The 23,596-nt window shown below is 67.8% G+C and carries 26 protein-coding genes and 1 riboswitch; of the genes, 19 read left to right on the top strand and 7 right to left on the bottom strand.

The genetic code is table 11. The features are described 5' to 3' along the window. Positions 1-31: 31 nt before the first annotated feature. The 5 genes from AB0P21_RS04240 (at position 32) to uvrB (ending at position 6,381) form a co-directional block, all read left to right on the top strand. Complete coding sequence (locus AB0P21_RS04240) at positions 32-1,243, top strand: PrsW family glutamic-type intramembrane protease (RefSeq protein WP_363693613.1); 1,212 nt, start codon at positions 32-34, stop codon at positions 1,241-1,243. Then, the gene (locus AB0P21_RS04235; protein WP_363693612.1) at positions 1,240-2,403 is read left to right on the top strand and encodes a hypothetical protein; all 1,164 of its coding nucleotides are present in this window, start codon (positions 1,240-1,242) and stop codon (positions 2,401-2,403) included. The genes AB0P21_RS04240 and AB0P21_RS04235 overlap by 4 nt, the downstream gene beginning before the upstream one ends. Next, positions 2,400-3,377 (top strand): hypothetical protein, encoded by a 978-nt coding sequence (locus AB0P21_RS04230; protein WP_363693611.1) that lies wholly within the window; start codon positions 2,400-2,402, stop codon positions 3,375-3,377. Before AB0P21_RS04235 ends, AB0P21_RS04230 begins: the two co-directional genes overlap by 4 nt. 49 nt (positions 3,378-3,426) lie before the next feature. After that, positions 3,427-4,197 carry a hypothetical protein gene (locus tag AB0P21_RS04225; RefSeq protein WP_363693610.1) on the top strand — a complete coding sequence of 257 codons (771 nt, stop codon included), beginning with the start codon at positions 3,427-3,429 and terminating at the stop codon, positions 4,195-4,197. A 78-nt stretch (positions 4,198-4,275) separates the two neighbouring features. Next, a complete protein-coding gene (uvrB, locus tag AB0P21_RS04220; RefSeq protein ID WP_363693609.1) occupies positions 4,276-6,381 on the top strand; it encodes an excinuclease ABC subunit UvrB in 2,106 nt (701 codons plus the stop codon). Here uvrB and AB0P21_RS04215 read toward each other — a convergent pair. After that, entirely contained in the window at positions 6,362-7,294 is a 933-nt protein-coding gene (locus AB0P21_RS04215; RefSeq protein ID WP_363693608.1) for a nitrilase-related carbon-nitrogen hydrolase, read from the bottom strand. The genes uvrB and AB0P21_RS04215 overlap by 20 nt on opposite strands. Positions 7,295-7,378: 84 nt before the next feature. Here AB0P21_RS04215 and AB0P21_RS04210 point away from each other — a divergent pair, with 84 nt between their 5' ends. Genes AB0P21_RS04210 through AB0P21_RS04195 form a run of 4 tightly spaced genes read left to right on the top strand, consistent with a single transcriptional unit; the run spans position 7,379 to position 9,882 of the window. Next, positions 7,379-8,116, top strand: a complete 738-nt coding sequence (locus AB0P21_RS04210) for an SDR family oxidoreductase (RefSeq protein WP_363693607.1) — start codon at positions 7,379-7,381, stop codon at positions 8,114-8,116. Positions 8,117-8,142: 26 nt separating this feature from the next. Then, entirely contained in the window at positions 8,143-8,487 is a 345-nt protein-coding gene (locus AB0P21_RS04205) for an MmcQ/YjbR family DNA-binding protein (protein WP_363693606.1), read from the top strand. A gap of 51 nt (positions 8,488-8,538) precedes the next feature. Further along, positions 8,539-8,700, top strand: coding sequence for a hypothetical protein (locus tag AB0P21_RS04200; RefSeq protein WP_363693605.1), 162 nt, complete (start codon positions 8,539-8,541; stop codon positions 8,698-8,700). A gap of 60 nt (positions 8,701-8,760) precedes the next feature. Then, complete coding sequence (locus tag AB0P21_RS04195) at positions 8,761-9,882, top strand: TerC family protein (protein ID WP_363693604.1); 1,122 nt, start codon at positions 8,761-8,763, stop codon at positions 9,880-9,882. A 61-nt stretch (positions 9,883-9,943) separates the two neighbouring features. On the opposite strand, the gene AB0P21_RS04190 is transcribed toward AB0P21_RS04195, so the two are convergent. From AB0P21_RS04190 to AB0P21_RS04180, 3 genes are read right to left on the bottom strand one after another with little or no spacing between them, the layout of a single operon-like run. Beyond that, the gene (locus AB0P21_RS04190) at positions 9,944-10,783 is read right to left on the bottom strand and encodes an NlpC/P60 family protein (protein WP_363693603.1); all 840 of its coding nucleotides are present in this window, start codon (positions 10,781-10,783) and stop codon (positions 9,944-9,946) included. Positions 10,784-10,806: 23 nt separating this feature from the next. Then, a complete protein-coding gene (locus tag AB0P21_RS04185) occupies positions 10,807-11,874 on the bottom strand; it encodes a dipeptide epimerase (protein WP_363693602.1) in 1,068 nt (355 codons plus the stop codon). Next, positions 11,871-12,683, bottom strand: coding sequence for a serine hydrolase (locus AB0P21_RS04180; protein WP_363693601.1), 813 nt, complete (start codon positions 12,681-12,683; stop codon positions 11,871-11,873). The genes AB0P21_RS04185 and AB0P21_RS04180 overlap by 4 nt, the downstream gene beginning before the upstream one ends. Before the next feature lie 62 nt (positions 12,684-12,745). Between AB0P21_RS04180 and AB0P21_RS04175 the strand changes: the two genes are divergently transcribed. From AB0P21_RS04175 to AB0P21_RS04165, 3 genes are read left to right on the top strand one after another with little or no spacing between them, the layout of a single operon-like run. Continuing rightward, positions 12,746-13,690, top strand: a complete 945-nt coding sequence (locus tag AB0P21_RS04175) for a cobalamin biosynthesis protein (protein WP_363693600.1) — start codon at positions 12,746-12,748, stop codon at positions 13,688-13,690. After that, positions 13,681-14,361 carry a phosphoglycerate mutase family protein gene (locus AB0P21_RS04170; protein WP_363693599.1) on the top strand — a complete coding sequence of 227 codons (681 nt, stop codon included), beginning with the start codon at positions 13,681-13,683 and terminating at the stop codon, positions 14,359-14,361. Before AB0P21_RS04175 ends, AB0P21_RS04170 begins: the two co-directional genes overlap by 10 nt. Further along, positions 14,352-15,308: a DUF3500 domain-containing protein gene (locus tag AB0P21_RS04165; RefSeq protein ID WP_363693598.1), complete on the top strand. Its 957-nt coding sequence runs from the start codon at positions 14,352-14,354 to the stop codon at positions 15,306-15,308. The genes AB0P21_RS04170 and AB0P21_RS04165 overlap by 10 nt, the downstream gene beginning before the upstream one ends. A 2-nt stretch (positions 15,309-15,310) precedes the next feature. On the opposite strand, the gene AB0P21_RS04160 is transcribed toward AB0P21_RS04165, so the two are convergent. Beyond that, positions 15,311-16,051, bottom strand: coding sequence for a class I SAM-dependent methyltransferase (locus AB0P21_RS04160; protein WP_363693597.1), 741 nt, complete (start codon positions 16,049-16,051; stop codon positions 15,311-15,313). 128 nt (positions 16,052-16,179) lie between these two features. Here AB0P21_RS04160 and AB0P21_RS04155 point away from each other — a divergent pair, with 128 nt between their 5' ends. Then, on the top strand, positions 16,180-16,800 hold the full coding sequence (locus AB0P21_RS04155) for a dihydrofolate reductase family protein (RefSeq protein WP_363693596.1): 621 nt from the start codon (positions 16,180-16,182) through the stop codon (positions 16,798-16,800). 24 nt (positions 16,801-16,824) lie between these two features. Further along, positions 16,825-17,682 carry a hypothetical protein gene (locus AB0P21_RS04150; RefSeq protein WP_363693595.1) on the top strand — a complete coding sequence of 286 codons (858 nt, stop codon included), beginning with the start codon at positions 16,825-16,827 and terminating at the stop codon, positions 17,680-17,682. 18 nt (positions 17,683-17,700) lie between these two features. On the opposite strand, the gene AB0P21_RS04145 is transcribed toward AB0P21_RS04150, so the two are convergent. After that, positions 17,701-18,498, bottom strand: coding sequence for an SDR family oxidoreductase (locus tag AB0P21_RS04145; RefSeq protein WP_363693594.1), 798 nt, complete (start codon positions 18,496-18,498; stop codon positions 17,701-17,703). Between the two features lie 99 nt (positions 18,499-18,597). Here AB0P21_RS04145 and AB0P21_RS04140 point away from each other — a divergent pair, with 99 nt between their 5' ends. The 3 genes from AB0P21_RS04140 to AB0P21_RS04130 all read left to right on the top strand — a co-directional run bounded on the left by AB0P21_RS04140 (position 18,598) and on the right by AB0P21_RS04130 (position 20,434). Further along, positions 18,598-19,182 carry a helix-turn-helix domain-containing protein gene (locus tag AB0P21_RS04140; RefSeq protein ID WP_363693593.1) on the top strand — a complete coding sequence of 195 codons (585 nt, stop codon included), beginning with the start codon at positions 18,598-18,600 and terminating at the stop codon, positions 19,180-19,182. Positions 19,183-19,262: 80 nt separating this feature from the next. Further along, on the top strand, positions 19,263-19,805 hold the full coding sequence (locus tag AB0P21_RS04135; RefSeq protein ID WP_363693592.1) for a sigma-70 family RNA polymerase sigma factor: 543 nt from the start codon (positions 19,263-19,265) through the stop codon (positions 19,803-19,805). Next, positions 19,802-20,434, top strand: a complete 633-nt coding sequence (locus tag AB0P21_RS04130; protein WP_363693591.1) for a hypothetical protein — start codon at positions 19,802-19,804, stop codon at positions 20,432-20,434. Before AB0P21_RS04135 ends, AB0P21_RS04130 begins: the two co-directional genes overlap by 4 nt. Before the next feature lie 55 nt (positions 20,435-20,489). On the opposite strand, the gene AB0P21_RS04125 is transcribed toward AB0P21_RS04130, so the two are convergent. Next, positions 20,490-22,556 carry an AAA family ATPase gene (locus AB0P21_RS04125; protein ID WP_363693590.1) on the bottom strand — a complete coding sequence of 689 codons (2,067 nt, stop codon included), beginning with the start codon at positions 22,554-22,556 and terminating at the stop codon, positions 20,490-20,492. A 131-nt stretch (positions 22,557-22,687) separates the two neighbouring features. On the opposite strand from AB0P21_RS04125, the gene AB0P21_RS04120 reads away from it, so the two are divergent. Together AB0P21_RS04120 and AB0P21_RS04115 are read left to right on the top strand one after the other, a co-directional pair. Continuing rightward, on the top strand, positions 22,688-23,020 hold the full coding sequence (locus AB0P21_RS04120) for a metalloregulator ArsR/SmtB family transcription factor (RefSeq protein WP_363693589.1): 333 nt from the start codon (positions 22,688-22,690) through the stop codon (positions 23,018-23,020). Then, positions 23,017-23,460 carry a hypothetical protein gene (locus AB0P21_RS04115; protein WP_363693588.1) on the top strand — a complete coding sequence of 148 codons (444 nt, stop codon included), beginning with the start codon at positions 23,017-23,019 and terminating at the stop codon, positions 23,458-23,460. Before AB0P21_RS04120 ends, AB0P21_RS04115 begins: the two co-directional genes overlap by 4 nt. Continuing rightward, positions 23,453-23,579: riboswitch (cobalamin riboswitch) on the top strand. Its footprint overlaps the gene before it by 8 nt. Positions 23,580-23,596: the final 17 nt, after the last annotated feature.

Genomic DNA, 23,596 nt, shown 5'->3' with positions numbered 1-23,596 from the left:
CGGTCCGTAAGCCCAAGGTTGGGAGGATGGCGTGGAGTGTCCGCGCTGTAGCTCTGACGTCCCCGAGGTCTCGCATTTCTGCCACCGCTGTGGCAACGACCTGCAGTCCGCGGACGCCGGGCGCAAGAAGGCCTACGCGGCCCGGCCGGACGAACCGGTGGCCTCGTTCAAGCTGGTCTCGACGATCATGCCGCAGGGCGCGGGCCGCCAGCCGTACACCTACAAGGTCGCCCTGGGCGTCGCCCTGCTGCTGACCGTGGTGACGGCCGCGCTGGGCGCGCTGCCGGTCGCGATCATGCTGGCCGCCTTCGCCATCCCGATCGTCTACATCCTCTACATCTACGACGTGAACCTGTGGGAGGACGAGCCGGTCCCGGTCGTCGCGGCCGCCTTCGTGCTGACCGGCGTCCTGGCGGCGGTGTTCACCTGGTTCTGGTCGGACCTGGTCAGCCTGACCACCGACCTGGTCGGCAGCAACCCGAGCGGCCCGTCCGGGCGGGACCTGCTGATCCTGATGCTGCTGGTCCCGGTGGTGTCGGAGTTGATCCGGCAGATCGGCCCGATCTACCTGGCCTCCCGGCCCCGGTACGACGACCTGATGGACGGCTTCACCTTCGGCGTGGTCGCCGGTGTCGGCTTCGCCTGCTTCGAGACGCTCGTGCTGCACTGGGGCTGGATCAGCGGCGGCTTCGCCGGACCGGGCAGCAGCGCCGGCACCTGGATCTCCATCGTGTTGCTGCAGGGCTTCGTCAAGCCGCTGATCTACGGCTCGGCGACGGGTCTCGCGGTCGCGGAGTTCTCCGGCCTGGGCGAGAAGTACGACGGCTTCACGGCCCGCTGGGTCTTCGGGCTGCTGCAGGCGATGGTCGTCAACGCGGTGTTCCAGGGTGGTGTCTACCTGCTCGGCTTCGTCGGCGGGCGCGGCTCGACCATCGGCGCGATCCTCGGCGTGGTCTGGGGTCTGGTGCTGCTCGGCGCGCTGATCATTCTGGTCCGGACGGTGCTGCACAAGGGACTGCTCGAAGCGGCCCTCGAGTCCGCCGCCCGCGGTGGCTCCAACCACGCTTCCGGCGAGCTGGCGTTCTGCTCGCGCTGCGAGATGCCGCTGCTGCCGCACTCCGACTTCTGCTCGGCCTGCGGGAACTCGGTGCGCTCGGTGCCGAAGTCCGAGCGTGGCGTCGCAGCGCAGGGGAGTGTTCCGGCCGCCGGCTTCGACGGGATCACTGGGGAGACGCAGGGATGAGCAACCAGCAACCGCCGTACGGCCAAGGTGGGCAGGGCGGCCCAGACGGCCGGCCGGGTCAACCGCCGTACGGGGGCCAGCCGGGTCGCGGAGGCCAGCCGGGGTACGGGCAGCCGGGTCACGGGCAGCCCGGGCAGGGCCAGCCGGGGCAGGCCGGGCAGCAGCCGCCTTACGGTCGGCCGCCGCAGGGGCCGCCGCCCGGGTACGGGCAACCGGGTCCTGGGCAGCCTGGGCAACCGCCGTACCAGGGACCGCCGCCGCAGGGTCCGCCTGCGCAGGGACGGCCTCCGCAAGGTCCGCCGCAGGGGCAACCGCCTTATCCGGGTCCGCCTCAGCAGGGGCAGCCCCAGCAGTACCCCGGTCAGCAGCCGCCCGCATACCCGGGGCAGCAGCCACCGGCGTACCCCGGGCAGCAGCCTCCGGCGGGCTACCCGCAGCAGGGCTACCCGGCTCAGCAGTACCCGGGACAGCAGCAGTGGGGCCAAGGCCCGCAGTACGGCGGCGCCAACCGCGGCAAAGGACCCAACAAGATCCTGCTGCTCGCCGGCGGAGGTCTCGCCGCGGTAGTGGTTGTCGGTGTCGTGCTGGCGCTGCTGTTCGGCGGCGACGACAAGAAGGTCCAGCCCCCGCCACCCACCCCGACCACCACCCAGCCGACCGGCGAGCCCACCACCGAACCCAGTGGTGAGCCGAGCACGCCGGCGGCCGACGAGGGCATCGAGGTCGGCGAGGGCATCTACGTGAAGCCGCAGCCGGGCTACCTGCGCAAGTCGCTGGAGAAGTTCGACGGCGTCTACCTGCTCAAGGCCGGCGAGGCGTACATCATGCTCCAGGTGGTCAAGCCGAACGCGGGCGAAACCCCCAAGGGCCTGCTGCCGCAGCTGCTGAAGGCCGAGACGAAAGGCCTCACCCAGGTCAAGACGAACACGCCCGCCGAGGCGAGCCCGCCCAACGGCAACGTCAAGTACATGACGTCGCAGGGTTACAGTGCGACCTCGACCAACCAGAACGGCACCCTGCAGGTCGTCGGTCTGGTCGGCGTGATCGAGCGGAACGACGGCGTGCTCACGGTGTTCCGGGTGTACGGCCGCAAGGATAAGGTCACGACCTCCCAGAAGGACGTCACAGCGATGCTGGAATCGGTGATCAAGAGCCAGTGAACGGTAAGCGCGACAAGAACGAGGGCCCCAGCAACCCCTGGGTGCGGAAGACCGACGCCGACGGCGAGGAGGAGGCCGCCACACCGGAGGCCGAGCTGCCGCCGTCCCCGTGGTCCCTGGAGGTGCCAGCGCGGCCACCTTCGCCTTGGGACACCCCGGACGCCGCTACACCTGGCACCGGGGCCAAGAGCGACCCTGCTCCCGGTACTGCGGGCTCCGCGCCTTCCACCTGGGGTTCGGCCGGTGTTGCGGCCGGTAGTAAAGCGGCGGGCGGCACCGGAGTACAGGGTGGGGCTACTGAGAGTGGCGCTGCTTGGGGCGACAAGGTCGGGCCGCCGTCGCTACGACGGCCCGAGCCGGTCAAGAAGGGCTTCAAGCTCCCACCGATCGTCATCCCCATCGCTGCCGGACTACTGGTCGTGGTGCTCGTCGCCGTCGCCCTGGTCCTGCTGACCGGGGGAGACGACAAGGCCGATCCTGGTCCGGCCCAGACGCCGAGTCCCAGCGCCACTGCGTCGTACACGCCTCCGGCGGGTGCGTTGCCCGTCCAGTTCGGCGTCTCATTCGTACCGGCTGCCGGCTGGACCCTGGTGGCGAAGGAGACCAACGGCAAGCAGGTCGCCGCCTACTCGCCGACCGGGGAGCCGCGCGCCTGGTTCTGGGTCCGGCAGAAGCAGAACGTCACCGCGAGCGCGTTCGCGGTCGGCATCGTCGAGGGCGAGACCGACAAGGAGATCGCCCAGCTCGGTAACGTACGGAACCTGGACTGCCCCAAGGACGTCTTGGTGGAGTGCGTTGCGATCTCCTACACCTCCACCCCGGTCCAGGGCGTCGCGGTCAAGGGCGAGGTGGAGGCGTACCGGCGCAAGGACGGCGTCGTCACCGCGCTGGACTACCGGACCCGGAACGACTTCGCGCCGACCGCCGACGCCGCCCTGGGCCCGATGAAGAAATCCGTCATCGACAGCCTCTGATGTCCGATCACACACCGCCTAATCCCATGACACACCGCGAGGGGCGATCATGAGTCAGCAGTACGGAGCTCCGCAGCAACCACCGGCGCCAGGTGGTTGGGGTCCCGGTCCGGCCGGACCGCAGTTCCGGTCCCCGGCCAAGTCGTCGAAGACGCCGTGGATCGTGATGGGTGGCGCCGTGCTCGCGGTGCTGCTGATCGCGGTCGGCGTCGTGCTCCTCGTCACCGGTGGCGGCGGCAAGGACAGCAACACCCCGGTCGCGAGGCCCGACGACAAGGTGACGCCGGACCCGATCGGCACCATGTACACCCCGGAGCCGACCGAGGCGCCGAAGGCCAAGGGCCCGAACGACGTCGGGGTCGAGGTCGGCAAGGGCGTCTGGTTCACGCCGGCCAAGGGGTGGCTGCAGGGACCGGACAAGACCATCTCCGGCAAGTACTGGATCCTGCAGGAGTTCAACCACCGCGGCTTCATCGACGGGTACTTCTGGGTCCGGCAGACCACCCTGTACGACGCGAAGGGGTTCGCCGAGCACCTGGTGGACATCGAGTCGAACGGGTTCAAGAACGTCCGGATCGGCAAGGGCGTCATGGTCGACTGCCAGACCGACGTGCTGAAGTCCTGCTACTCGATCAACTACACCGCCGACGTCCCGTCGAAGAGCGGCAAGCTGCTGCCGTTCAAGGGCTTCGTGACGGCGTACCAGGACAAGTTCGGCCAGGTCACCGCGACCGACGCCGGGCTGGAGTCGCGGGTCTACGATCGCCGGGTGAACGAGCTGATCGCGATGAACAACTCGGTGATCAAGAGCTACCTGTAACCGGCCCGCACAGGTTCCGGAGGTCCGCTGTGGGCGGATATTCGGAAACTGTCGGAGCAGGGTCGTACGGTGGTTGTCATGAGACAGGTCACCGATCTCCAGCGTATGGTCGCGCCCCTCAAGGTCGTGTCCGACTTCGATCCGGCCGGCGACCAGCCGGCCGCGATCGCCGAGCTCGAGCGCCGGATCAACGCCGGCGAGCAGAACGTGGTGCTGCTGGGCGCCACGGGTACGGGTAAGACGGCGACGATGGCCTGGCTGGCCGAGAAGATCCAACGGCCGATGCTGATCCTCCAGCCGAACAAGACGCTGGCGGCCCAGTTCGCGACCGAGCTGCGGCACTTCTTCCCGGAGAACGCGGTCGAGTACTTCGTCTCGTACTACGACTACTACCAGCCCGAGGCGTACGTCCCGCAGACGGACACCTACATCGAGAAGGACTCCTCGATCAACGAGGAGGTCGAGCGGCTCCGGCACTCGGCTACCTGGTCGCTGCTGACCCGGCGGGACGTCGTCGTGGTCGCGACCGTGTCCTGCATTTACGGTCTCGGCTCGGCCGACGAGTACCTGAACCGGATGATCCACGTGAAGGTCGGCGACGAGATGGACCGTGACGGTCTGCTCCGCAAGCTGGTCGGCGTGCAGTACGCGCGCAACGACCTGGCCGGCACCCGTGGCACCTTCCGGGTCCGTGGCGACACGCTCGAGGTGTTCCCGGTCTACCAGGAGCTGGCCGTCCGGGTGGAGTTCTTCGGGGACGAGATCGAGCGGGTGATGACGCTGCACCCGCTGACCGGCGAGATCCTCAGCGAGGAGACCGAGCTCTACATCGGCGCCGCGACGCACTACGTGACCGCGCCCGAGAAGATGGAGCGGGCGATCACCAGCATCGAGGCCGAGCTGGCGGACCGGCTGGCGGAGCTGGAGCGCGGCGGGCAACTGCTGGAGGCCCAGCGGCTGCGGATGCGGACGACGTACGACATCGAGATGATGCGCCAGATCGGCACCTGCTCCGGGATCGAGAACTACTCCCGGCACACCGACGGACGCGAGCCCGGGACGGCGCCGCACTGCCTGCTGGACTACTTCCCCGAGGACTTCCTGCTGGTGATCGACGAGTCGCACGTCACCGTGCCGCAGATCGGCGGGATGTACGAGGGCGACATGTCCCGCAAGCGGACCCTGGTCGAGCACGGGTTCCGGCTGCCGTCGGCGATGGACAACCGGCCGCTGCGCTGGGAGGAGTTCCTGGAGCGGATCGGCCAGACGGTCTACTTGTCGGCGACCCCGGGGCAGTACGAGCAGGACAAGTCGGACGGCCACGTCGAGCAGATCATCCGGCCGACGGGCCTGATCGATCCCGAGGTGATCGTGAAGCCGACCAAGGGCCAGATCGACGACCTGATCCACGAGATCCGGCTGCGGGTGGAGAAGAACGAGCGCGTCCTGGTCACCACCCTGACCAAGAAGATGTCGGAGGACCTGACCGACTACCTGCTGGAGATGGGCATCCGCACCCGCTACCTGCACAGCGAGGTCGACACCCTGCGCCGGGTCGAGCTGCTCCGCGAGCTCCGGATGGGCGAGTACGACGTACTGGTCGGCATCAACCTGCTACGGGAGGGGCTCGACCTGCCGGAGGTGTCGCTGGTCGCGATCCTGGATGCCGACAAGGAAGGCTTCCTGCGCTCGGGTCGTTCGCTGATCCAGACGATCGGCCGAGCCGCAAGAAACGTGTCGGGCGCGGTGTTCATGTACGCCGACAAGATCACTCCGTCGATGGAGCTGGCGATCGACGAGACCAACCGCCGGCGCGCGATCCAGGTCGCGTACAACACCGAGCACGGGGTCGACCCGCAACCGCTGCGGAAGAAGATCGCCGACATCACCGACATGCTCGCCCGCGAGGACGCCGACACCGCCGAGCTGCTCGGGAACGGCCGGACCCAGTCGCGCGGCAAAGCGCCGGTGCCCGGTGGCGGCAAGCTCAAGGCCGGCGAGAAGGCCCGGGAGCTGGCCGGCGGTCTGCCTTCCTCGGATCTGGCCGACCTGATCCAGCAACTCACCGACCAGATGCACAACGCGGCGGCCGAGCTGCAGTTCGAGGTGGCTGCGCGCTACCGGGACGAGATCTCCGAGCTCAAGAAGGAGCTGCGTCAGATGGTCAACGCGGGCGCCAAGTAACGGTGTCCCTCGGCGTCTCGTCGACGCTGAGGGAGAAGATGTCGGGCCGGCTGTAGTGGCCGACCGGGTCGAAGTCGAGGAACGAACCGTCCCGGTCGGTCAGGTCGAGCTCGGCCAGCAGCACGGCCTCGCCGCCGCGAGCTGGGCCGGCGAGGATGTCGCCCAGCGGGGAGACGATCGTGCTGCCGCCGTTGATGAGGACGGTGTCGGGGGAGTCGCCCTGGACCGGGTGGACGTCCGCCGGGAGGTCGGCGCGGGTCAGGTACTGGTTCGCGCTGATCACGAAACACCGGCCTTCGAGGGCGATGTGCCGCATGGTGGCCTGCCACTGGTCGCGATCGTCGACGGTCGGCGCACACCAGAGGTCGACGCCCTTGGCGTACATGGTCTGCCGGAACAACGGGAGGTAGTTCTCCCAGCAGATCGCCGCGCCGAGTACGCCGTACTCGGCTTGGACCGCGGGCATCGTGGAGCCGTCGCCCTGGCCCCAGAGATAGCGCTCGGCGGCGGTCGGCAGCAGCTTGCGGTGTTTGGCGACCAGACCGTCGGCGGCGGTGAAGAACAACGCGGTGCAGTAGAGCGTGCCGCCGTCACGTTCGATCACGCCGATCACCAGATCGACGCCGAGCTGGCCGGACAGCTCCGCGAGCCGCGTGGTCTCGGCACCCGGTACGGCGATCGCCGCCTCACGGTACCGGCGGAAGAGGTCGCGGCCTTCGGCGGTGCGCGAGCCGACGGTCACGCCGAAGTCGACGCCCTTCGGATATCCGCCGAGGAAAGCCTCCGGCAGCACCACCAACCGCGCTCCGCCCGCCGCGGCCTCGCGGATCAGGCGCTCACCCTTCGCGAGCGTCGCGGGAGTGTCGAAGAGCACCGACCCCGCCTGAATTGCAGCAACCACGACGGAAACCATGCTGCTGAGCGTACGTCCGCGAACTTCAGCTAGAGCGATCGGCGAGTCGGTACGACGTGCCGGCGGCGACCATAGGCTCAACCGGTGAATACTCAGGAACTGGCTGGTCAGCGGGCCCTTGTCACCGGAGCCACGTCGGGAATCGGGCGGGCGATCGCGCGTGCTCTCGCCGCTGCGGGCGCCGAGGTCGTCGTCACCGGACGGCGGGCCGAGCTCGGTGCGGAGACCGTCGAGCTGATCGTGGCCGATGGTGGGCGAGCCACCTTCGAGGCTGCTGATCTGGGCGAGTTGGCCGAGGTCGAGCGGTTGGTGCAGGTGGCCGGCGATGTCGGCATTCTGATCAACAACGCCGGGTTCTACCCGATGGTCCCGACGGCCGCGTTGACGCCCGAGGTGTACCAGCAGGTGTACGACGTGAACCTGCGGAGCGCCTACTTCCTGACGGCTGCCATCGCACCGCGAATGAGTTCGGGCAGTGCGATCGTCAACACGTCCTCGACCGGCGCGCAGATCGGGATGCCGATCGCCGCGGGATACAGCGGCAGCAAGGCGGCCCTGGAGTCGATGACCAGGTCGTGGGCGGTCGAGTTCGGGCCGGCGGGGATCCGGGTGAATGCCGTCTGCGCCGGGATGATCCGGACCGACAAGCTGCTGGAAATGGTGCCGGAGGAAGGATTCCGGCAGTTCAGCGCGCCGTGGCCGCTCGGCAGGGCCGGTACGCCGGAGGAGATCGCCGAGGTCACGCTGTTCCTCGCCTCACCTCGCGCCAGTTTCGTCACCGGCGCCGTGATCGTCGCGGACGGCGGCCAGACCATCAGCTGAGCTTGCACCGCGGGTATTTTGGGGTGATGAGGCTGACCGGGGTGGAGTTGCTCGCGCACTGTCTGGCGAAGCCCGGGGCTTGGCAGGACGAGCCGTGGGAGGGTGATGTGGTCGCGAAGGTGGGGGACAAGATCTTCGCGTTCCTCGGCGCCGGGGTCTCGGTCGGCGTCAAGTGCGGCAGCAACCGCGAGGAGGCCGACGAGCTGGTCGAGACGTATCCGGAGGACGTGACGAAGTCGGCGTACATCGGGAGATCCGGCTGGAACACCGTCCGGCTGGGCGGAACGGTGCCCGACGGGGAGATCCTCGAACTCGTCGACACGTCGTACGAGACGATCGTCGCGAAGCTGCCGAAAGCGAAGCGGCCGTAGCTCGATCCGATACAACCTGACTACTCAGGTTACGTATTCCCATCGCAGGACGTGATCATTCCGACAAGTGCGATCGGCGGGTTCGATTTGGAAACATGGACATCGACCGGCCAGAATGGGGCCATTGAAGGGGAGTATTCCTTTCGCGGCGGTATCGTCATCACGGTCAAGGGTTCGTCCCCGCGCCCGGTGCCGCCGGCCAGGCTCGACTGATCGAGCCAGGCGGAAGAGACCTTCGGAGTCCACTTTTCGTCTGCGCTCCGGAGGTTTCCTGTGCACGTTGCCGATTACGTCTGGTACATCACCGTCGGGGTGCTGCTCGCCCTGCTGGCCTTCGACGTCTTCATCATCGGACGTCGCCCGCACGAGCCGACCACCAAGGAATCGGCCCGCGCGATCATCTTCTACATCTCCCTGGCGATCATCTTCGGCCTGGGGGTCTGGGTCTTCTCCGGCGGCCGGTACGCCGGTGAGTTCTTCGCCGGCTGGCTGACGGAGTACAGCCTCAGCGTCGACAACCTGTTCATCTTCCTGATCATCATGGCCAGGTTCCAGGTGCCCAGGAAGTACCAGCAGACCGCGTTGCTGGTCGGCATCATCCTGGCGCTGTTCTTCCGCGGCATCTTCATCGCCGTCGGCGCGGCCGCGATCAACCAGTTCTCCTGGGTCTTCTACCTGTTCGGCGCGTTCCTGGTCTACACCGCGATCCACCTGGCCAAGCAGGGTGAGAACGACGACGAGGACTACAAGGAGAACGCGGTCATCCGGTTCGCCAAGAAGCGGCTGAACGCGACCGATGAGTACAACGGCGTCAAGCTGACCGTGATGCAGAACGGCAAGCGCCTCGTCACCCCGATGGCGATCGTCATCATCGCGCTCGGTACCACGGACCTGCTGTTCGCGCTCGACTCGATCCCGGCGATCTACGGCCTGACCCAGGAGCCGTTCCTGGTCTTCACCGCCAACGTCTTCGCGCTGATGGGCCTGCGCCAGCTGTACTTCCTGCTCGGCGACCTGCTGCGGCGACTCGTCTACCTGTCGCTCGGCCTGTCGGTCGTGCTCGCCTTCATCGGCGTCAAGCTGGTCCTGCACGCGATGCACGAGAACGAGCTGCCCTTCATCAATGGCGGCAAGCACATCGAGTGGGCGCCCGAGATCCCGATCCTGGTCTCCCTCGGCTTCATCATCGTGACGCTCGGCATCACCACGGTCCTGAGCCTGCTGAAGTCCCGCAACACGCCGCCGCGGGTCTCCGACACGGAGACTCCGGCTGACACCGACCGACTGGTCGACACTGTTCCTGGTGCCGAGACCCCGGCCGGGCTGGACGATGTCACCCGCGCCGAGCTCGACGGCCTGCAGACGCCGGAGCAGACAGACTCCAAGAAGTCCTAGCCACAAAAGAAACCGGCGCTCGATCCTTCAGGGGATCGGGCGCCGGTTTCTTTGTAGGAATTCAAAGGCGAGCGGCGGCGACCAGGGTGGTGCGGCGTTCGGGTAGCAGTGGCTCGTTCTCCAGGCGTTTGCCGGTCTCCGAGGCGTGCAGCATGCCTTCGGGGGAGACGAAGCCGACGTGGTGCACCTTCTGGCCAGGCCGACCGAAGAAGTACAGATCACCGGGCTGAACCTCGTCGACGGGGATCTGCTCCAGCGCATCGCACTGGTCATGGGCGTCACGCGGCACCCGCTGGCCGAGCACCCGGCTGACGGCGTGGACGAGACCCGAGCAGTCGAGCCCGTACGTCGAAGTACCGCCCCACAAGTACTCAAGTCCCAGGAAGAGCGAACCTAACTCGATCCGGTCCTCCGGTACGGCGGGAGATTCGACCGCACGCAGTACCTCGTCAGCTAGCCACCCCGACGCGCCGTCAGGCAGCGCCACCCGGGTGAACCCGTCAGCGTGGTCGACCGACGCCAGCACCGTCGCGAACGACAGATCGCTGAGATGCCCCGTCCCCGGCTCGGAGAAAAGCTCAGCCGTCGGCACCTTCACCGCCACCGGTGAGGTCGCAGCGCTCGGCAGTTCACCGAGATGACTCGACGGAACCCACCCCGGATAACCGAGGTCGTCGGCCGACGACGGCTGCCACGGCGCGATGATCTCCGACCAGCCATTGCGCTCAGAACGCACCAGAACCGGCTCGCCGAACAGCAACTGGGTCAAGGTGCGACCGTGCAGACCGAGGCGGCTCTCGGTGTCCATCGCCTTCGCCCAAGCGGCGACATCAGGCTCGGCCGCGATCGCCGGCGCGTCGATGTCACGCGGTGCATCTGGTGAAGTCCATACGGTACTCACCGGAACCTTGTTAGAAACTAACCTCATGAGGTCAAGCCTGCCACGCCCAGTCCAGCCGCCGTCGGCAGGTGGATCACCGAGCCCTCGTACCGCACTCCGCCGACCACCGGCGCCTCCTTCAGCCACCATGCCGCGTCCAGGTCATTGACCGCCGAAGTCGGGTACGCCGCCACCAGCGCGGCCGCCGCTCCGATCCCGACGTGGCTCTCCATCATCGACCCCACGATCGCGCCGATCCCGTGTTCCCGGGCCAGCTCCAGCAACGTCCGGGCCGGGCCGAGCCCGCCGCACTTCGCGAGCTTCACGTTCACCAGATCAGCCGCGCCGTGCCGGATCACCGCCACCAGATCCCGTATGCCGTACACCGACTCGTCAGCCAGAATCGGCGTGCTCACCCGATCGGTGATCCACGCCATCCCCTCGAGATCGGCCGCGACCACCGGCTGCTCGACCAGTTCGATGTCGCAACCGGCATCCTCCAGCGCGCGAATCGCGTTCACCGCGTCCCGCCGGCTCCAGCCCTGGTTCGCGTCGAGCCGCAGCTTCGGCTCCGGCCCGATCGCCTCGCGCACCCGGCGTACCCGGTCGAAGTCGGACCTCGCGTCACCCGTGCCGACCTTGATCTTCAGTACCTCGAACCCGTCCGCGATCCGGCCGAGTGCAGCCGCCGCCAGCGACTCCGGATCCCCGACGGACAGCGTCACGTCGGTCCGCACCGAGGTCACCGTGGAGCCGAGGAAGCCGTGCAAGGTCAGCCCACGACGACGCGCGACCAGGTCGTGCAGAGCGACATCCACCGCCGCCTTCGCCCCGAAATTCCCCTGTACCGCGCCCTGGATCCGGCGCAACGCCTCGGTGAAATCGTCCGGTTCCAGATCCTGCAGCGCCGTGGCGATCGGCCCTTCGACACACGCCTGCGAGCCGGCGAGCGAGTCGCCGGTGACCTTCCAGACCTGCGGCGCCTCACCCCAGCCGCTCAGCTCGCCATCGCTGAGCTCGACCAGCAGCGAGTCGGCATGCGTCGCAGTACGAAGTGCGGTGATGAACGGCGTGTGCAGCGGCGCGGAGACCAGGTGGGTGGTGAGCTTCACCGGATCGCCTCCAGATCGTGTCGATGGGACCAGGCCTCGGCAGCGATCTCGGCGATCAGCTTCTGTGCCTCGGCGTCAGGCAGCTCGGACGTAGTACAGACGACCAGGACGAACGGCTCGGCATCATCGGGGCGCACGATGCCGCCGTCGTGCCGGATCCGCAGGTCCCAGCCGTTCTTGTGCTCGACCCGGGTGCCGGCCGGCAGCAGCGCGGGAATCTCGCCGTTCCAGGTGTTGCCCGCGAGCAGGTCGCGCACGTATTCGCCGCCCGCGCTCTTGTCATTGCCCAACGCAACCAACACGGCGGCGAGATCGGCCGGGCTCATCAAGTTGCTGATCCCCGCGGCCTGCGCGGCCGCATCGTCGATACCGCGCCGCACGACACTTGCGCCGGACCCGTGCTCAGCCAGTACTGCGTTCGCCGCGTCCACCCCGGTCTGCTCCAGCACGAGGTCGGTGGCCAGGTTGCTCGAGTTGGTGATCATCTCGGTCGCCAGCCAGCTGAGCTCGACCGGCTCACCCATCCTGGTCCAGGTGGCCGGCGCCTCGTCCTCGGCCGGATTCACCCCGAACCGGCCGCCTGCCGCGGAGGCGAAGTCGTTGTGCACCGTGACCGGTTGGCCGAGCGAGAGCTCGCCCGCCTCGACCTTGCGCAGCATCGCGATCGCGACCGGTAACTTCATCGTGCTCGCCGCGTAGTGCGTCCGCTCCGCGTCGTGACGAAACACCGGCACCCCGTCGAGCCGCCCCAGCCAGACACCGAATTCGCCCTGCCCGGCGACCCCTCGGAGAAGGTCTGCGATTCCCATGATCGCCACCATTCCACACTGCGACCGTCCTTGAACTTGCCGGGCCTGGCAGACTTCCCGGAGTGTCGAGAGCGCTAGGTCTTCTCCTCGGTTTCGCCGCCGATCGCTGGCTGGGTGACCCACGCCGGTTCCACCCGGTAGCCGGGTTCGGCCAGTTGGCCGGGCGGCTCGAGACCAGGCTGTACTCCGACTCGCGCGCTGCCGGTACGGCGTACGCGGGGGCGCTTGTCGGCTCGGTCGTGGCGGCTGGAGTGGTCGCCGAGCGGCTCACCAGCGGTCGGCCGGTCGTGCGGACGCTGCTGACGGCTGCTGCGACTTGGGCGGTTGTCGGTGGGCGGAGTCTGGAGCGCGAGGCCGAGGTGATGGCCGGGTTCCTGGAGGCCAAAGAGTTGGAGGCGGCGCGCGGGCGGCTGAGCTACCTCTGCAGCCGGGACGCGACTGACCTGTCCGCGGACGAGTTGGCTCGGGCAACGGTCGAGTCGGTGGCCGAGAACACGTCGGATGCGACTGTCGCGCCGCTGATCTGGGGTGGTCTGTTCGGGATCCCCGGGCTGATCGGGTATCGGGCGGCGAACACGCTGGACGCGATGGTCGGCTACAAGTCGGCGCGGTACCGGAACTTCGGGTGGGCGTCGGCGCGGCTCGACGATCTCGTCAACCTGGGTCCGGCGCGAGCTTGCGCAGTACTGACTGGGGTGGTGTCGGGCCGGCTGGGGGAGTCCTGGCGGATCTGGCGACGCGATGCCGGGGGACACCCGAGTCCGAACGCTGGACCGGTCGAGGCGGCCTTCGCAGGTGCGCTTGATCTGCGGCTGGGCGGGACCAACGTGTACGGCGCTGAGGTCGAGGATCGTGGCACGCTGGGCGATGGGCTGCCGCCGGCAGTCGGCGACATCCGGCGTACGGCGTTACTGGCCCGGCGCGTCTCTTATGCGGCTGCGGCGACTGCGGCAATCCTGGCGGTGCGTCCGCGACGGATGCGGGAAGGGGTGCGGGCATGGGGTTGACGCAGCGGCCGATGCGGATCGCGCTGATCCGGCACGGCGAGTCCGAGGCGAACGTGGACAAGAAGATCTACGAGACCGTGCCGGACCACGCGATCCCGCTGACCGCTCGTGGGCATGAGCAAGCCGCCGAGGCGGGTGCGCAACTGCGTGACCTCTTCGACGGCGAGCCGGTGCGGGTCTACGTCTCGCCGTACCTGCGGGCCCTGCAGACGCTCGACTCGCTCGGGCTGGACGACCTGATCGGGATCGCGCGCGAGGAACCGCGGCTGCGCGAGCAGGACTGGGCGAACTACCAGGACACCGAGGACATCGTCCGGCAGCAAGAACTGCGGGACTCGTACGGGCACTTCTTCTACCGCTTCACCCAAGGAGAATCCGGCTCGGACGTGTACGACCGGGTGTCGACCTTCCTGGAGACGATGCATCGCGATTTCGAGACGCCGGACGCGCCCCGGAACGTGCTGCTGGTGTCGCACGGGCTGACGATGCGGTTGTTCTGCATGCGCTGGTTCCACTGGTCGGTGAAGTTCTTCGAGACGCTGCGCAATCCGGACAACGCGGAGACGCGCGTACTGCTGCGCCAGCCGGATTTCCGCTACAAACTGGATCGTCCGTTCGAGCAATGGACCCAGCACGCACCGACTGAACGGGAGCGCTCGGCATGGTTGTAGAACAGTCCCGCGAGGCGGCGATCGCACTGCTGGCCGGCCTCGACGCTGAGCAGCGCGCGAAGATCAGCGCGCCGTTCGACACCCCTGACCACCAGGTCTGGACGTACCTGCCGGGTGATCGCCCCGGTCTGACACTGGGGGAGTTGTCGATCGAGCAGCGCGAGCTGGCCTTCCGGTTGCTGGAGATCGCTCTCAGTGAGCGCGGTCTGGCGGATGCGCGATCGGTGCTGTTCACCGAAGCGCTTCGCCGCGGGCTGCCGCAGTCCTCGCCGGGCTCGACGGTGGACGTCGGGTCTGATCAGCGGTACTTCCTGCGCATCCTCGGCGATCCGGCTGGGTTCGAGCCGTGGTCCTGGCGGATCAACGGACACCACTTGGCCCTGCACGTGACTTTCGTGTCCGGTGCAGTTGGCTTCACGCCCCAGTTCTTCGGAGCCGAGCCGGCGATGGTCCTCTCCGGCCCACACACCGGCCTACGGACGCTCGCGGCCGAACAAGATCTGGGCTTCTCGCTACTGCACTCGCTCGAGCCCGGCCAGCGCGAACTCGCCGTCGTCTCGGACACGGCACCCGCCGACATCCTCACCCGCTTCGACCCGATCGCCGACCCATCGGTCCTCCTCCGCGGCCTCCCGTACGGCGAACTGACACCAGAGCAGCGCCAACTCTTCAGCCTGCTCCTCGGCCAATACATCGGCCGCGCCGCCGGACCGATCGGCCTGCAGACCTGGCAGGACATCACTCAGCACGGCATCGAGCGCCTGACCTTCGCCTGGGCTGGCGCCGTCGAGCCGGGAGCAGGTCACTACTACTCGATCGCCGGCCCGACGTTCCTGGCGGAGTACGACAACACCCAGGACGACGCCAACCACATCCACTCAGTCTGGCGAGACCTCCGCAACGACTGGGGCACGGACCTACTGGCCGCCCACTACGCCAACCACTGAGGTTATGCCGGCTTCCGCCACACCGACACGTGGCTCTCGCTCTCCGACGTGAAAGCAGACCCCTCCCAATCGGCGTACCGAGCCTCGAACTCCAGCCCCGCCAGCTGCGCCATCAAATCGCACTCAGCAGCCCAGATGTACCGAAAACTCCCCGCCTCATATCGCGCACTCCCATCACCTTCCACAAAATAGTGATGCGACATACAAGCCTGCGTAGCCAGGTCATACGTATCGAAAACCAAATGCCCGCCATCGCCAAGCGACATCGGCACCACCGACTGCCCAGGCGGCATCCGCCGGATCGCCGGCACCCACAGCTCGATCACAAACCGCCCACCCGGCCGCAGATGCCGCGCCGCATTCCGGAAGCACTCCACCTGCTCAGCCTGCGTGCGCAAGTTCGAGATGCTGTTGAACACCAGATAAACCAGCTCGAACTCACCCGCGACCCGGGTGGTCGCCATGTCGCCCACCACCACCGGCAGCGCGGTCTCGTCGACCTTCTGCCGAAGCTGAGCCACCATCGGCTCGGACAGTTCGATCCCCGTCACCGGCACCCCGCGAGCAAGCAGCGGTACGGCGACCCGCCCCGTACCCACCGCGAATTCCAGCGCCGCACCCGACCCAGCCAGCCCGGCGAGGAAATCAACCGTCGGCTCGAGCACCTCCGGAGCGAACATCTCGGCGGACGACGCGTCGTACCGCGTCGCAGTGTCCTCGTCCCACACTTCGCTGCTCGTCATCCTCCGCAGCCTGCTGAAGCGCCCACCGAACTGTCCACCGATTTTCGCTCGCCTCAGCCATGTCAAAGTCGCTGGACCAGCTCCGACCTGGTGGTGAAAGCAACCGAACCGAGCAAGGAGAATCAGTCATGGCCAAGGTCAGAGTCCACAACTTCACCATCACCCTGGACGGCTACGCGACCGGCCCCAACCAGCGCCTCGACGCCCCCTTCGGCGACGGCATGGACGGCCTGCACGACTGGATGTTCGCCGCCATGGAAGACGGCGCCACCGGCCTCGACACCGAGCGCCTGAACCGCTGGAACGACAACACCGGGGCCACGATCATGGGCCGCAACATGTTCGGCCCGCAGCGAGGCCCCTGGGAAGACGAGTCCTGGACCGGCTGGTGGGGCATCAACCCGCCGTACCACCACGACGTCTTCGTCCACACCCACCACCCACGCCCCGACCTCCCGATGGAGGGCGGCACCACCTTCCACTTCACCGACGCCCCCGCCGACCAGGTCCTCGACCGCGCCTTCAAGGCGGCCAACGGCCAGGACGTCGTCATCGCCGGCGGCCCGGCAACAGTCCAGCAGTACCTCCGCGCCGGCCTGATCGACGAACTCAACCTGGTCGTCGTCCCCCTCCTCGCCGGCGCCGGCGAACGCCTCTTCGACAACCTCGGCGACGCCCTCACGCAGTACCGCGTCACCGAACAACTCAGCTCACCCGCCGCCACCCACATCCACCTCACCCGCCGCTGAGCCTCATAGTGCACACTCACCGGAATGGTCGACAGTGCACCTTCCGAACTCCTGTCACTGCACTCACGGTGGAATGCGGCTGGGCAGCCTCAGCCACCCACTCGCTGGATGCCGCGTCAATGGCTACGACGAATGCCCGAGCGGGCTGATTACCTGCAGTCGCTGCCGAACCCCATCACGCGCTCCGACGTCGCAGCCCAGTTCGTGGGCGCGGATCAGAGCGAGGAGACGGCCGTTCGGGCTTTCCTTGCGGCAATGGTCTGGGGATATGGGCGGATCGGGTACGGGGCTTACCGGACGATGGGTGTCCTTGCTGGAACAGAACGCGCAGATGCTCGACTGTTGGAGACTCTTCAGGTCGCCCGCAGTTCCGGTGGGATGGCTGGGTTCGAGTACATGGCACGGAATCGGCTGAAGGGCCTAGGAGTGGCCTTCGGCACGAAGTACCTGTATTTCTGTATGGCCGGAACCGATGCGGAGACCCTGCCGCCGGCTCCGATTCTGGACTCCGTCGTCTGCGATTGGCTTGCCGTACATGATGGCTGGCGCCCGCAGATCGGCTACTGGAAGCCCCGAGATTACAACCGGTACTGCGAGCGGGTCCGCGACTGGGCGATCGAGTTGGAGCAGCCACAGGGGACCGTCGAGTACCTCATGTTCGCCGGCGGCATCGGGATCGCGAACCAGTGGGGCGGTCTGGGAACCCCAGCCGGCACTGATAGCCAGGGAGTCCCCAACTCGGGCGTAGACGCAGTACTTGATGCGTTGGCTGAAGCGGTGGTCGTGTTCGAGGCGCTGTCTCCGTCGAACGAGGATCTCGATGCATTTCGACGAGGCGTTCGAGCACTCGAACAGCTCGCAGATACGCAAGCAGTGCAGTAGCTTCCGTGCCTCGCTGAATCAGGCAGGCGACTGGGTCAAGCGCCCGATCAGGCGGGTGGCTTGCGAGCGGGACAGCAGACGACGCATGGCAGCCTCCATCACGCGGTTGGTGCGGCCGGCTATCACGCTGGACGGCGGGTTGCGCCGATCGAGGGCGCGGAGGGCCGTGGCCACGACCTCTTCAGGGCGTTGTAGTCGCGTCCCGCCGGCGGCGTCCTGGCTGCCGACCATGTCGAAGAACTCGGTGGCGGTGGCGCCGGGGGAGAGTGCCATCACCTTCAGGCCGGTGCCGCGCGACTCCTCCCAGAGGGCCTCGGTGAAGCTCAGCACGAACGCCTTGGTCGCGCCGTACACGGCCATCCGGGGGCTGGCTGCGTACGCCGCCATGCTGGCCAGGTTCACCAGTACGCCGTTGCCGTGGGCCCGCAGGTCGTTGATGAACGCCCGGCTGATGTCGACCACCGCGGAGACGTCGACCGCGATCTCCTGCCGTAACCGGTCCGCGTCCTCGGTGGCGAACGGCCCGAAGGTGCCGAAGCCGGCGTTGTTGATCACGCTGGTCACCTTCAGCCCACGCTCGCGCAGTGTCGCGTGGAGCTTCTCGCCGACCCGCTCCTCGCTCAGGTCCTGCGCGACGGTGTGCACCGCGACCCCGTACTGCGCGATCAGCTCGTCCGCCAGCGCGGTCAGCCGGTCCTGCCGCCGCGCCACCAGGACCAGCCCCGAACCCCGCGCGGCCAGCTGGCGCGCGAACTCCGCGCCGAGGCCCGCGCTGGCACCGGTGATCAGGGTCAGTTGCCCGCGATAGTCCATCATCCTCAAGCCTCTCGATCGGATCGTGTTCGACAGTCTATGCCAGTGTGTCAGTGACTGCCAAGATGGCATTGCCTGACCCTCTCGCGGTATCCTCGGCCCATGAAGCAGGCGACGGTCTGGGACCGCTCTCGACAGCTCGCCAGGCAGGAGATCCTGGAGGCGGCCGTCCGCCTGTTCACCACCCAGGGGTACGACCGGACGACCACCTCGGAGATCGCGGCCGAGGCGGGGGTCTCGCAGCGCACCCTCTTCCGGTACTTCGGCACCAAGGAAGACCTGGTCTGCGGCGACCAGGACGCGCTCGGCGAACTCCTCCGCACGACCGTCGAGTCGCAGCCGCCCGAGGTCTCCGCGTGGGCAGCGTTGCGCGCCGGATTCCTGGTGCTCGCGACCGCGAACCACTCGCTCGACCTGACGCTCACGCTGTCCAAGCTGATCTTCGCCACCCCCTCGCTGCAGGCGAGCTACGTGCAGAAGCGCCTGCGCTGGCAGCAGGATCTGCTGCCGGCCGTCCGCGATCGCCTCGGCGGAGGCTCGGAGCGCGAACTCGAGGCAAGGATCGTGATCGCCGTCAGCTTCGCCTGCGTCGACGCCAGCACCGCGACCTGGGTCGCCTCGGACGGCACCGAAGACATCGAAGCTCTGTACGACCAGGCGATCACCGTCGCCCGCTCCGCCAAATAGTCCAGAGCTCGCCGAAAGAACTCGTTCGTTGCCGGACAGATGATGGTGTGACTTCCATGCTGGGGCGAGAGGATGTGCGGGTGCGCGAGGCTCGCTTCGAGGCGTTGGTGCGGTTGGTGGCCGGGCCGGTGCAGCGCTATCTGGTACGCCGGGCCGACCGCGACGCCGTCGACGACGTACTGGCCGACACGATGCTGGTGCTCTGGCGCCGCCTCGACGACGTACCAGGACTCGGTGACAGCCCGCTCGACCCGGACGAGGTCCTGCCCTGGTGCTACGGGGTCGCCCGCGGCTGCCTGGCCAACGCCCGAAGAGCTGAGGGCCGTCGCCTAAGACTGGTAGAACGCCTAGCCCGTACTACGTACGCACTCCCGCCACCGGCCGCGGACCACGCCGCGCTGCACGAAGCGCTGGGCACCCTCGGCGAGCTCGATCGCGAGATCGTCATGTTGTGGGCCTGGGAAGGACTCCCACCGCGAGGCATCGCCGAGGTGACCGGTCTGACCCCGAACGCCGTCAGCATCCGGTTGCATCGGGCAAAGAAAAGTCTCGCCGCCCGGTTGGGACGAAAGAACGACGTCGGTGCCGGACAGGAACAGGGCAAAGAAGGGAGCGAGCTGTGAACGACGACGAACTGCTGGCCCGGTTGAAGGCCGCCGACCCGGCGTCACGGTCGGACGCTCCCGAGCCCGACATCGATCGCCTCCTGGAGGCCAGCATGACTACAGACACCGAGACCCGGCCCACCACCGCGGGAGCTCGCCGCCGTTGGCTGCCCGCGGCCGCCGCCGGAGTACTGATCGCGACCGGTGGGCTGGTCTGGGGCCTCACCTCAGGTCAAGGAGGCGACACCCCGCCCGTCGCCGGTCCGCCGGCGACCAGTACGACACCAAGCACCCCACCCGGAATCGCGAAGGCGGTGCTCAAGCTAACCGTCGGTGGCGGCGCCTCCGGCAAGTGCAAGGCGGTCGAGGTGGCAGACCTGCGCCGTATGCAGACCGCCTTCGAAGGCACGGCGACCGCGGTCAAGGGCGAACTCGTCACCCTCCGCGTCGACCACTGGTACCGCGGCGGCGAGGCGACCACCGTCGAGGTCAGGTCCGACGCCGATGCCGTCGCGACGCTGCTGGGCGTCGAGTTCAAGGTCGGCGGTACCTATCTGGTCAGCGCGATCGACGCCCAAGTCAGCATCTGCGGCGAGAGCGGCCCGGCCACCCCTGAGCTGCGAGCCCTTTACCAGCAAGCCTTCTGACCGAGCCGGTCGGACTGGTTGCTCTAAGCAACCAGTCCGGCGCAGGCCGCAGGGCTCAGGTCCCAGGCTTCTGCAGCAGATAGTCCTCGGCCCGCATCGACCCGGCCGACTTCACGTCCTCGGGCAGGATCTCGCGCAGGTCGCGCTCGGTCAGGCTGTCGGGATCGCGCCGGGCCAGCCGGGTCGCCTGGTTGGAGATGGCCTCTTCGAGCAGGTTCCGGATGAACCGGCCGTTGCCGAAGTTGTGGCCACGCGGCGCGGCCGGGATGTTCCGGCGTACGGCGGCCAGCACCTCGTCGTTGTGGGTCATGCCCTTCTGCCGGGCCTGCAACGCGAAGATGGCGACCAGCTGGTCGGTGCTGTACTCGCTGAACGACAGCAGCTTCGGGAACCGCGACGCGAGGCCGGGGTTGGAGTCGAGGAACCGCTGCATCTCGCGGTGGTAGCCGGCCACGATCACGACACACTCGTCGCGATAGTCCTCCATCATCTTCAGCAGCGTGGCGACGGACTCCATCCCGTAGTCACCCGGGTTGTTGTCCGGCACCAGGGTGTACGCCTCGTCGACGAACAGCACCCCGCCGAGCGCCTCGCGGAACTTGGCCGCCGTCATCGGTGCCGTCGTACCGACCCCGGAACCGACCAGGTCGGAGCGGTCGACCTCGACCACGTGGCCCTTCTCCAGCACGCCCAGCTGCAGGTAGACCTTGGCGAGCAACCGCGCGATCGTGGTCTTCGCCGTACCGGGCTTGCCGACGAACACCATGTGCCGGGCCCGCTCCTGGATCGGCAGCCCGAACTCCTTGCGGCGCTGGTTGGTCTTGATCTCGGCCACCATCTTGCGGACGGCTTCCTTGATCGACTCCAGCCCGATCAGCGCCTCCAGCTCGGCGAGCGCATCGTCCTCGGGCACCGGCTCGGGAGCGACGAAGTCATCCACCTCCGCCGCCGGCGCCGGTACTACGTTCGCCGCGGCGGCAGCCGGTACGGCGTTGGTCAATGGCTCGGGCGCAGCCTCAACGACGACCTCAGGCACCGGGGGAGCGGCATTCGATCCCCACGTATGCGTCAACGGCCCGTCCGGCGCCGTCAACTCGATCTCAGGCGCGCCACCATCAACACTCGACTGATCGAGAATCTCGAAGAACGCAGCAAGATCCGGCACCTCCGGATCCGGCCACGGCCCCTGCTCGAGCACTCCAGCCAAGTGGATCGACACCCGAGTCGCCGCAGCCGCCCACGACCGCGCCAGCATCTGCTGATCCTGAGCGACCGCACGCCCCAGCCACTCGGTATTGCTGCGCAACCAAGCCTGCGGATCGAAGCCCCGCCTGAGATCGGCCAGCGCGTTCTCGACGTCCCACCCGTCGACCCCGAGAATCTGCCCCACCGCCGGCGGCTGAGCACTGAGCCCCGCAGTACGGATCAACCGCGCCAGCAGCTGCGAGAAGTTCAGCGAAGGATTGTCGGCAACCGTCAGCGACAGCTTGTCGTGCGTGTCCCGCAGCGTGTCGAGCGAGTACCGCAGGGCTGACGCGGGCCCGGCCAGTTCCGGCAGTACTGCGCGCTCTGCGTCGCTCAGCACCGTCGTCCGCCAGAACTGCAGGATCGTGTCGTAGTCGGCCTCGGTGTGCATCCGGGTGACCTCGCGGTCGGCCATCACCCGGTCGTACCCGGCGGTCAACGCCTTGGCGCGCGCGGCCAGCGGCGGCGCATCGCGGAACAGGCTCACCACATCACGCGACAGCTGCAGCGCCTCCAGGCGTCCGGCGACGTCGAAACTCCGCGCGCCGGAGATCACCAGCAGCGGCCAGTCGGTCGCGGCGACCTGGATCAGGTGACCGGCGCCGCCGTACCGCGTGGTCGATCTGTGGAAGTCACGCGTCAGCTCAGCCGAGAGATCGGCGTGCTCCCCGTGGAGCACCGGAATCCACCCGGCCAGCAGCGGCGCCACCTGGTGGGCGAACCACACCGCGGCGGGCGTTCCCTCGACGAAGTCCGGAAAGGCCCCCGGCCGCAGCGCCTTCGGGTCGTCGCCCCAGGCGCGCAACCGGTCGCGGACGCCGGTCAGCCACTCGTCCGGCACCTGCCAGGGTCGGTCGGCGCCGAGAACGTCGAGCACGCGCGCTCTCCGGGTGTGCTGAACCACAGAATTCCTTTCGGCCTGTCAGGCAGCTGGCCCGCCCACTTTAGTGCGTCCGGCGAACGTTCTAGCGCTTGCCAATAGTTAACAGAGTCTGTAACTATTAAGTCATGGCAGACGACGTCGACCGCTTCTTCGAAGTACTCGCTGATCCGACGCGCCGGCAGGTCGTCCGGTTGCTAGGAGAAGGCCCTCGCCGAGCCGGCGAGCTGGCCACGGCCACGGGTTCGTCGGCGCCGGCCATGAGCCGCCACCTGCGGATCCTGCTGTCCGCCGACCTGATCTCCGACGAACGGGTGGCCGACGACGCGCGGCTGCGGGTCTTCCGGCTGCGACAGGAGCCGGTGGTCGCAGTACAGGCCTGGCTCGACCAGTTGCAGGCGCACTGGCAGGAGCAGTTGGGCGCATTCAAAAGACATGTCGAGCAAGGGGAGAACTCATGACCAAGCAATCAGCCTCCGCCTCCGTCGAGGTCGCCACCGACCCGGCAGCGGCGTTCCACCTCTTCACCGCCGAGATCGACCTGTGGTGGGTCCGCGGCCCGATCAACTTCTTCGACGCCAACCGAGCCATCGGCATGCAGATCGAGCCCGGCGTCGGCGGCCGAGTCCTCGAGATCTACCGCTACGCCGACCCCACCACCGCCGAAGACGTCCTCGAACTAGGCCAGATCACCGCCTGGGAACCCGGCGCCCTCTTCGCCTACCGCAGCTCGGTCGACGACACCGAGGTCGAGATCCGCTTCGAACCCACCGAGACCGGCACCCGAGTCAGCGTCGAACAAGTCCTCACCGCAGGCGGCACCAAGGCCTTCTACTTCTGGCCCAATGTCATCGGCTGGTACGTCGACCACACCGCCCAGCAGTCGTCGCCTCGACGGTAGGGCTAGAGTCTGTTTCTCATCGACGGATGTGCAGGAACCCGGTGTGAGTCCGGGACGGTCCCGCCACTGTGACCGCGCTTGCGCGGGAGTCAGGAACTGCTGCTGTCGTACCTGCCACCTGGGGCGTGGACACCCC

The organism is Kribbella sp. NPDC056861 (assembly GCF_040687575.1).
Lineage (GTDB): Bacteria > Actinomycetota > Actinomycetes > Propionibacteriales > Kribbellaceae > Kribbella.
The sequence above is the reverse complement of the archived record's forward strand: the minus strand, read 5'-3'. Positions and strand labels throughout refer to the sequence as shown.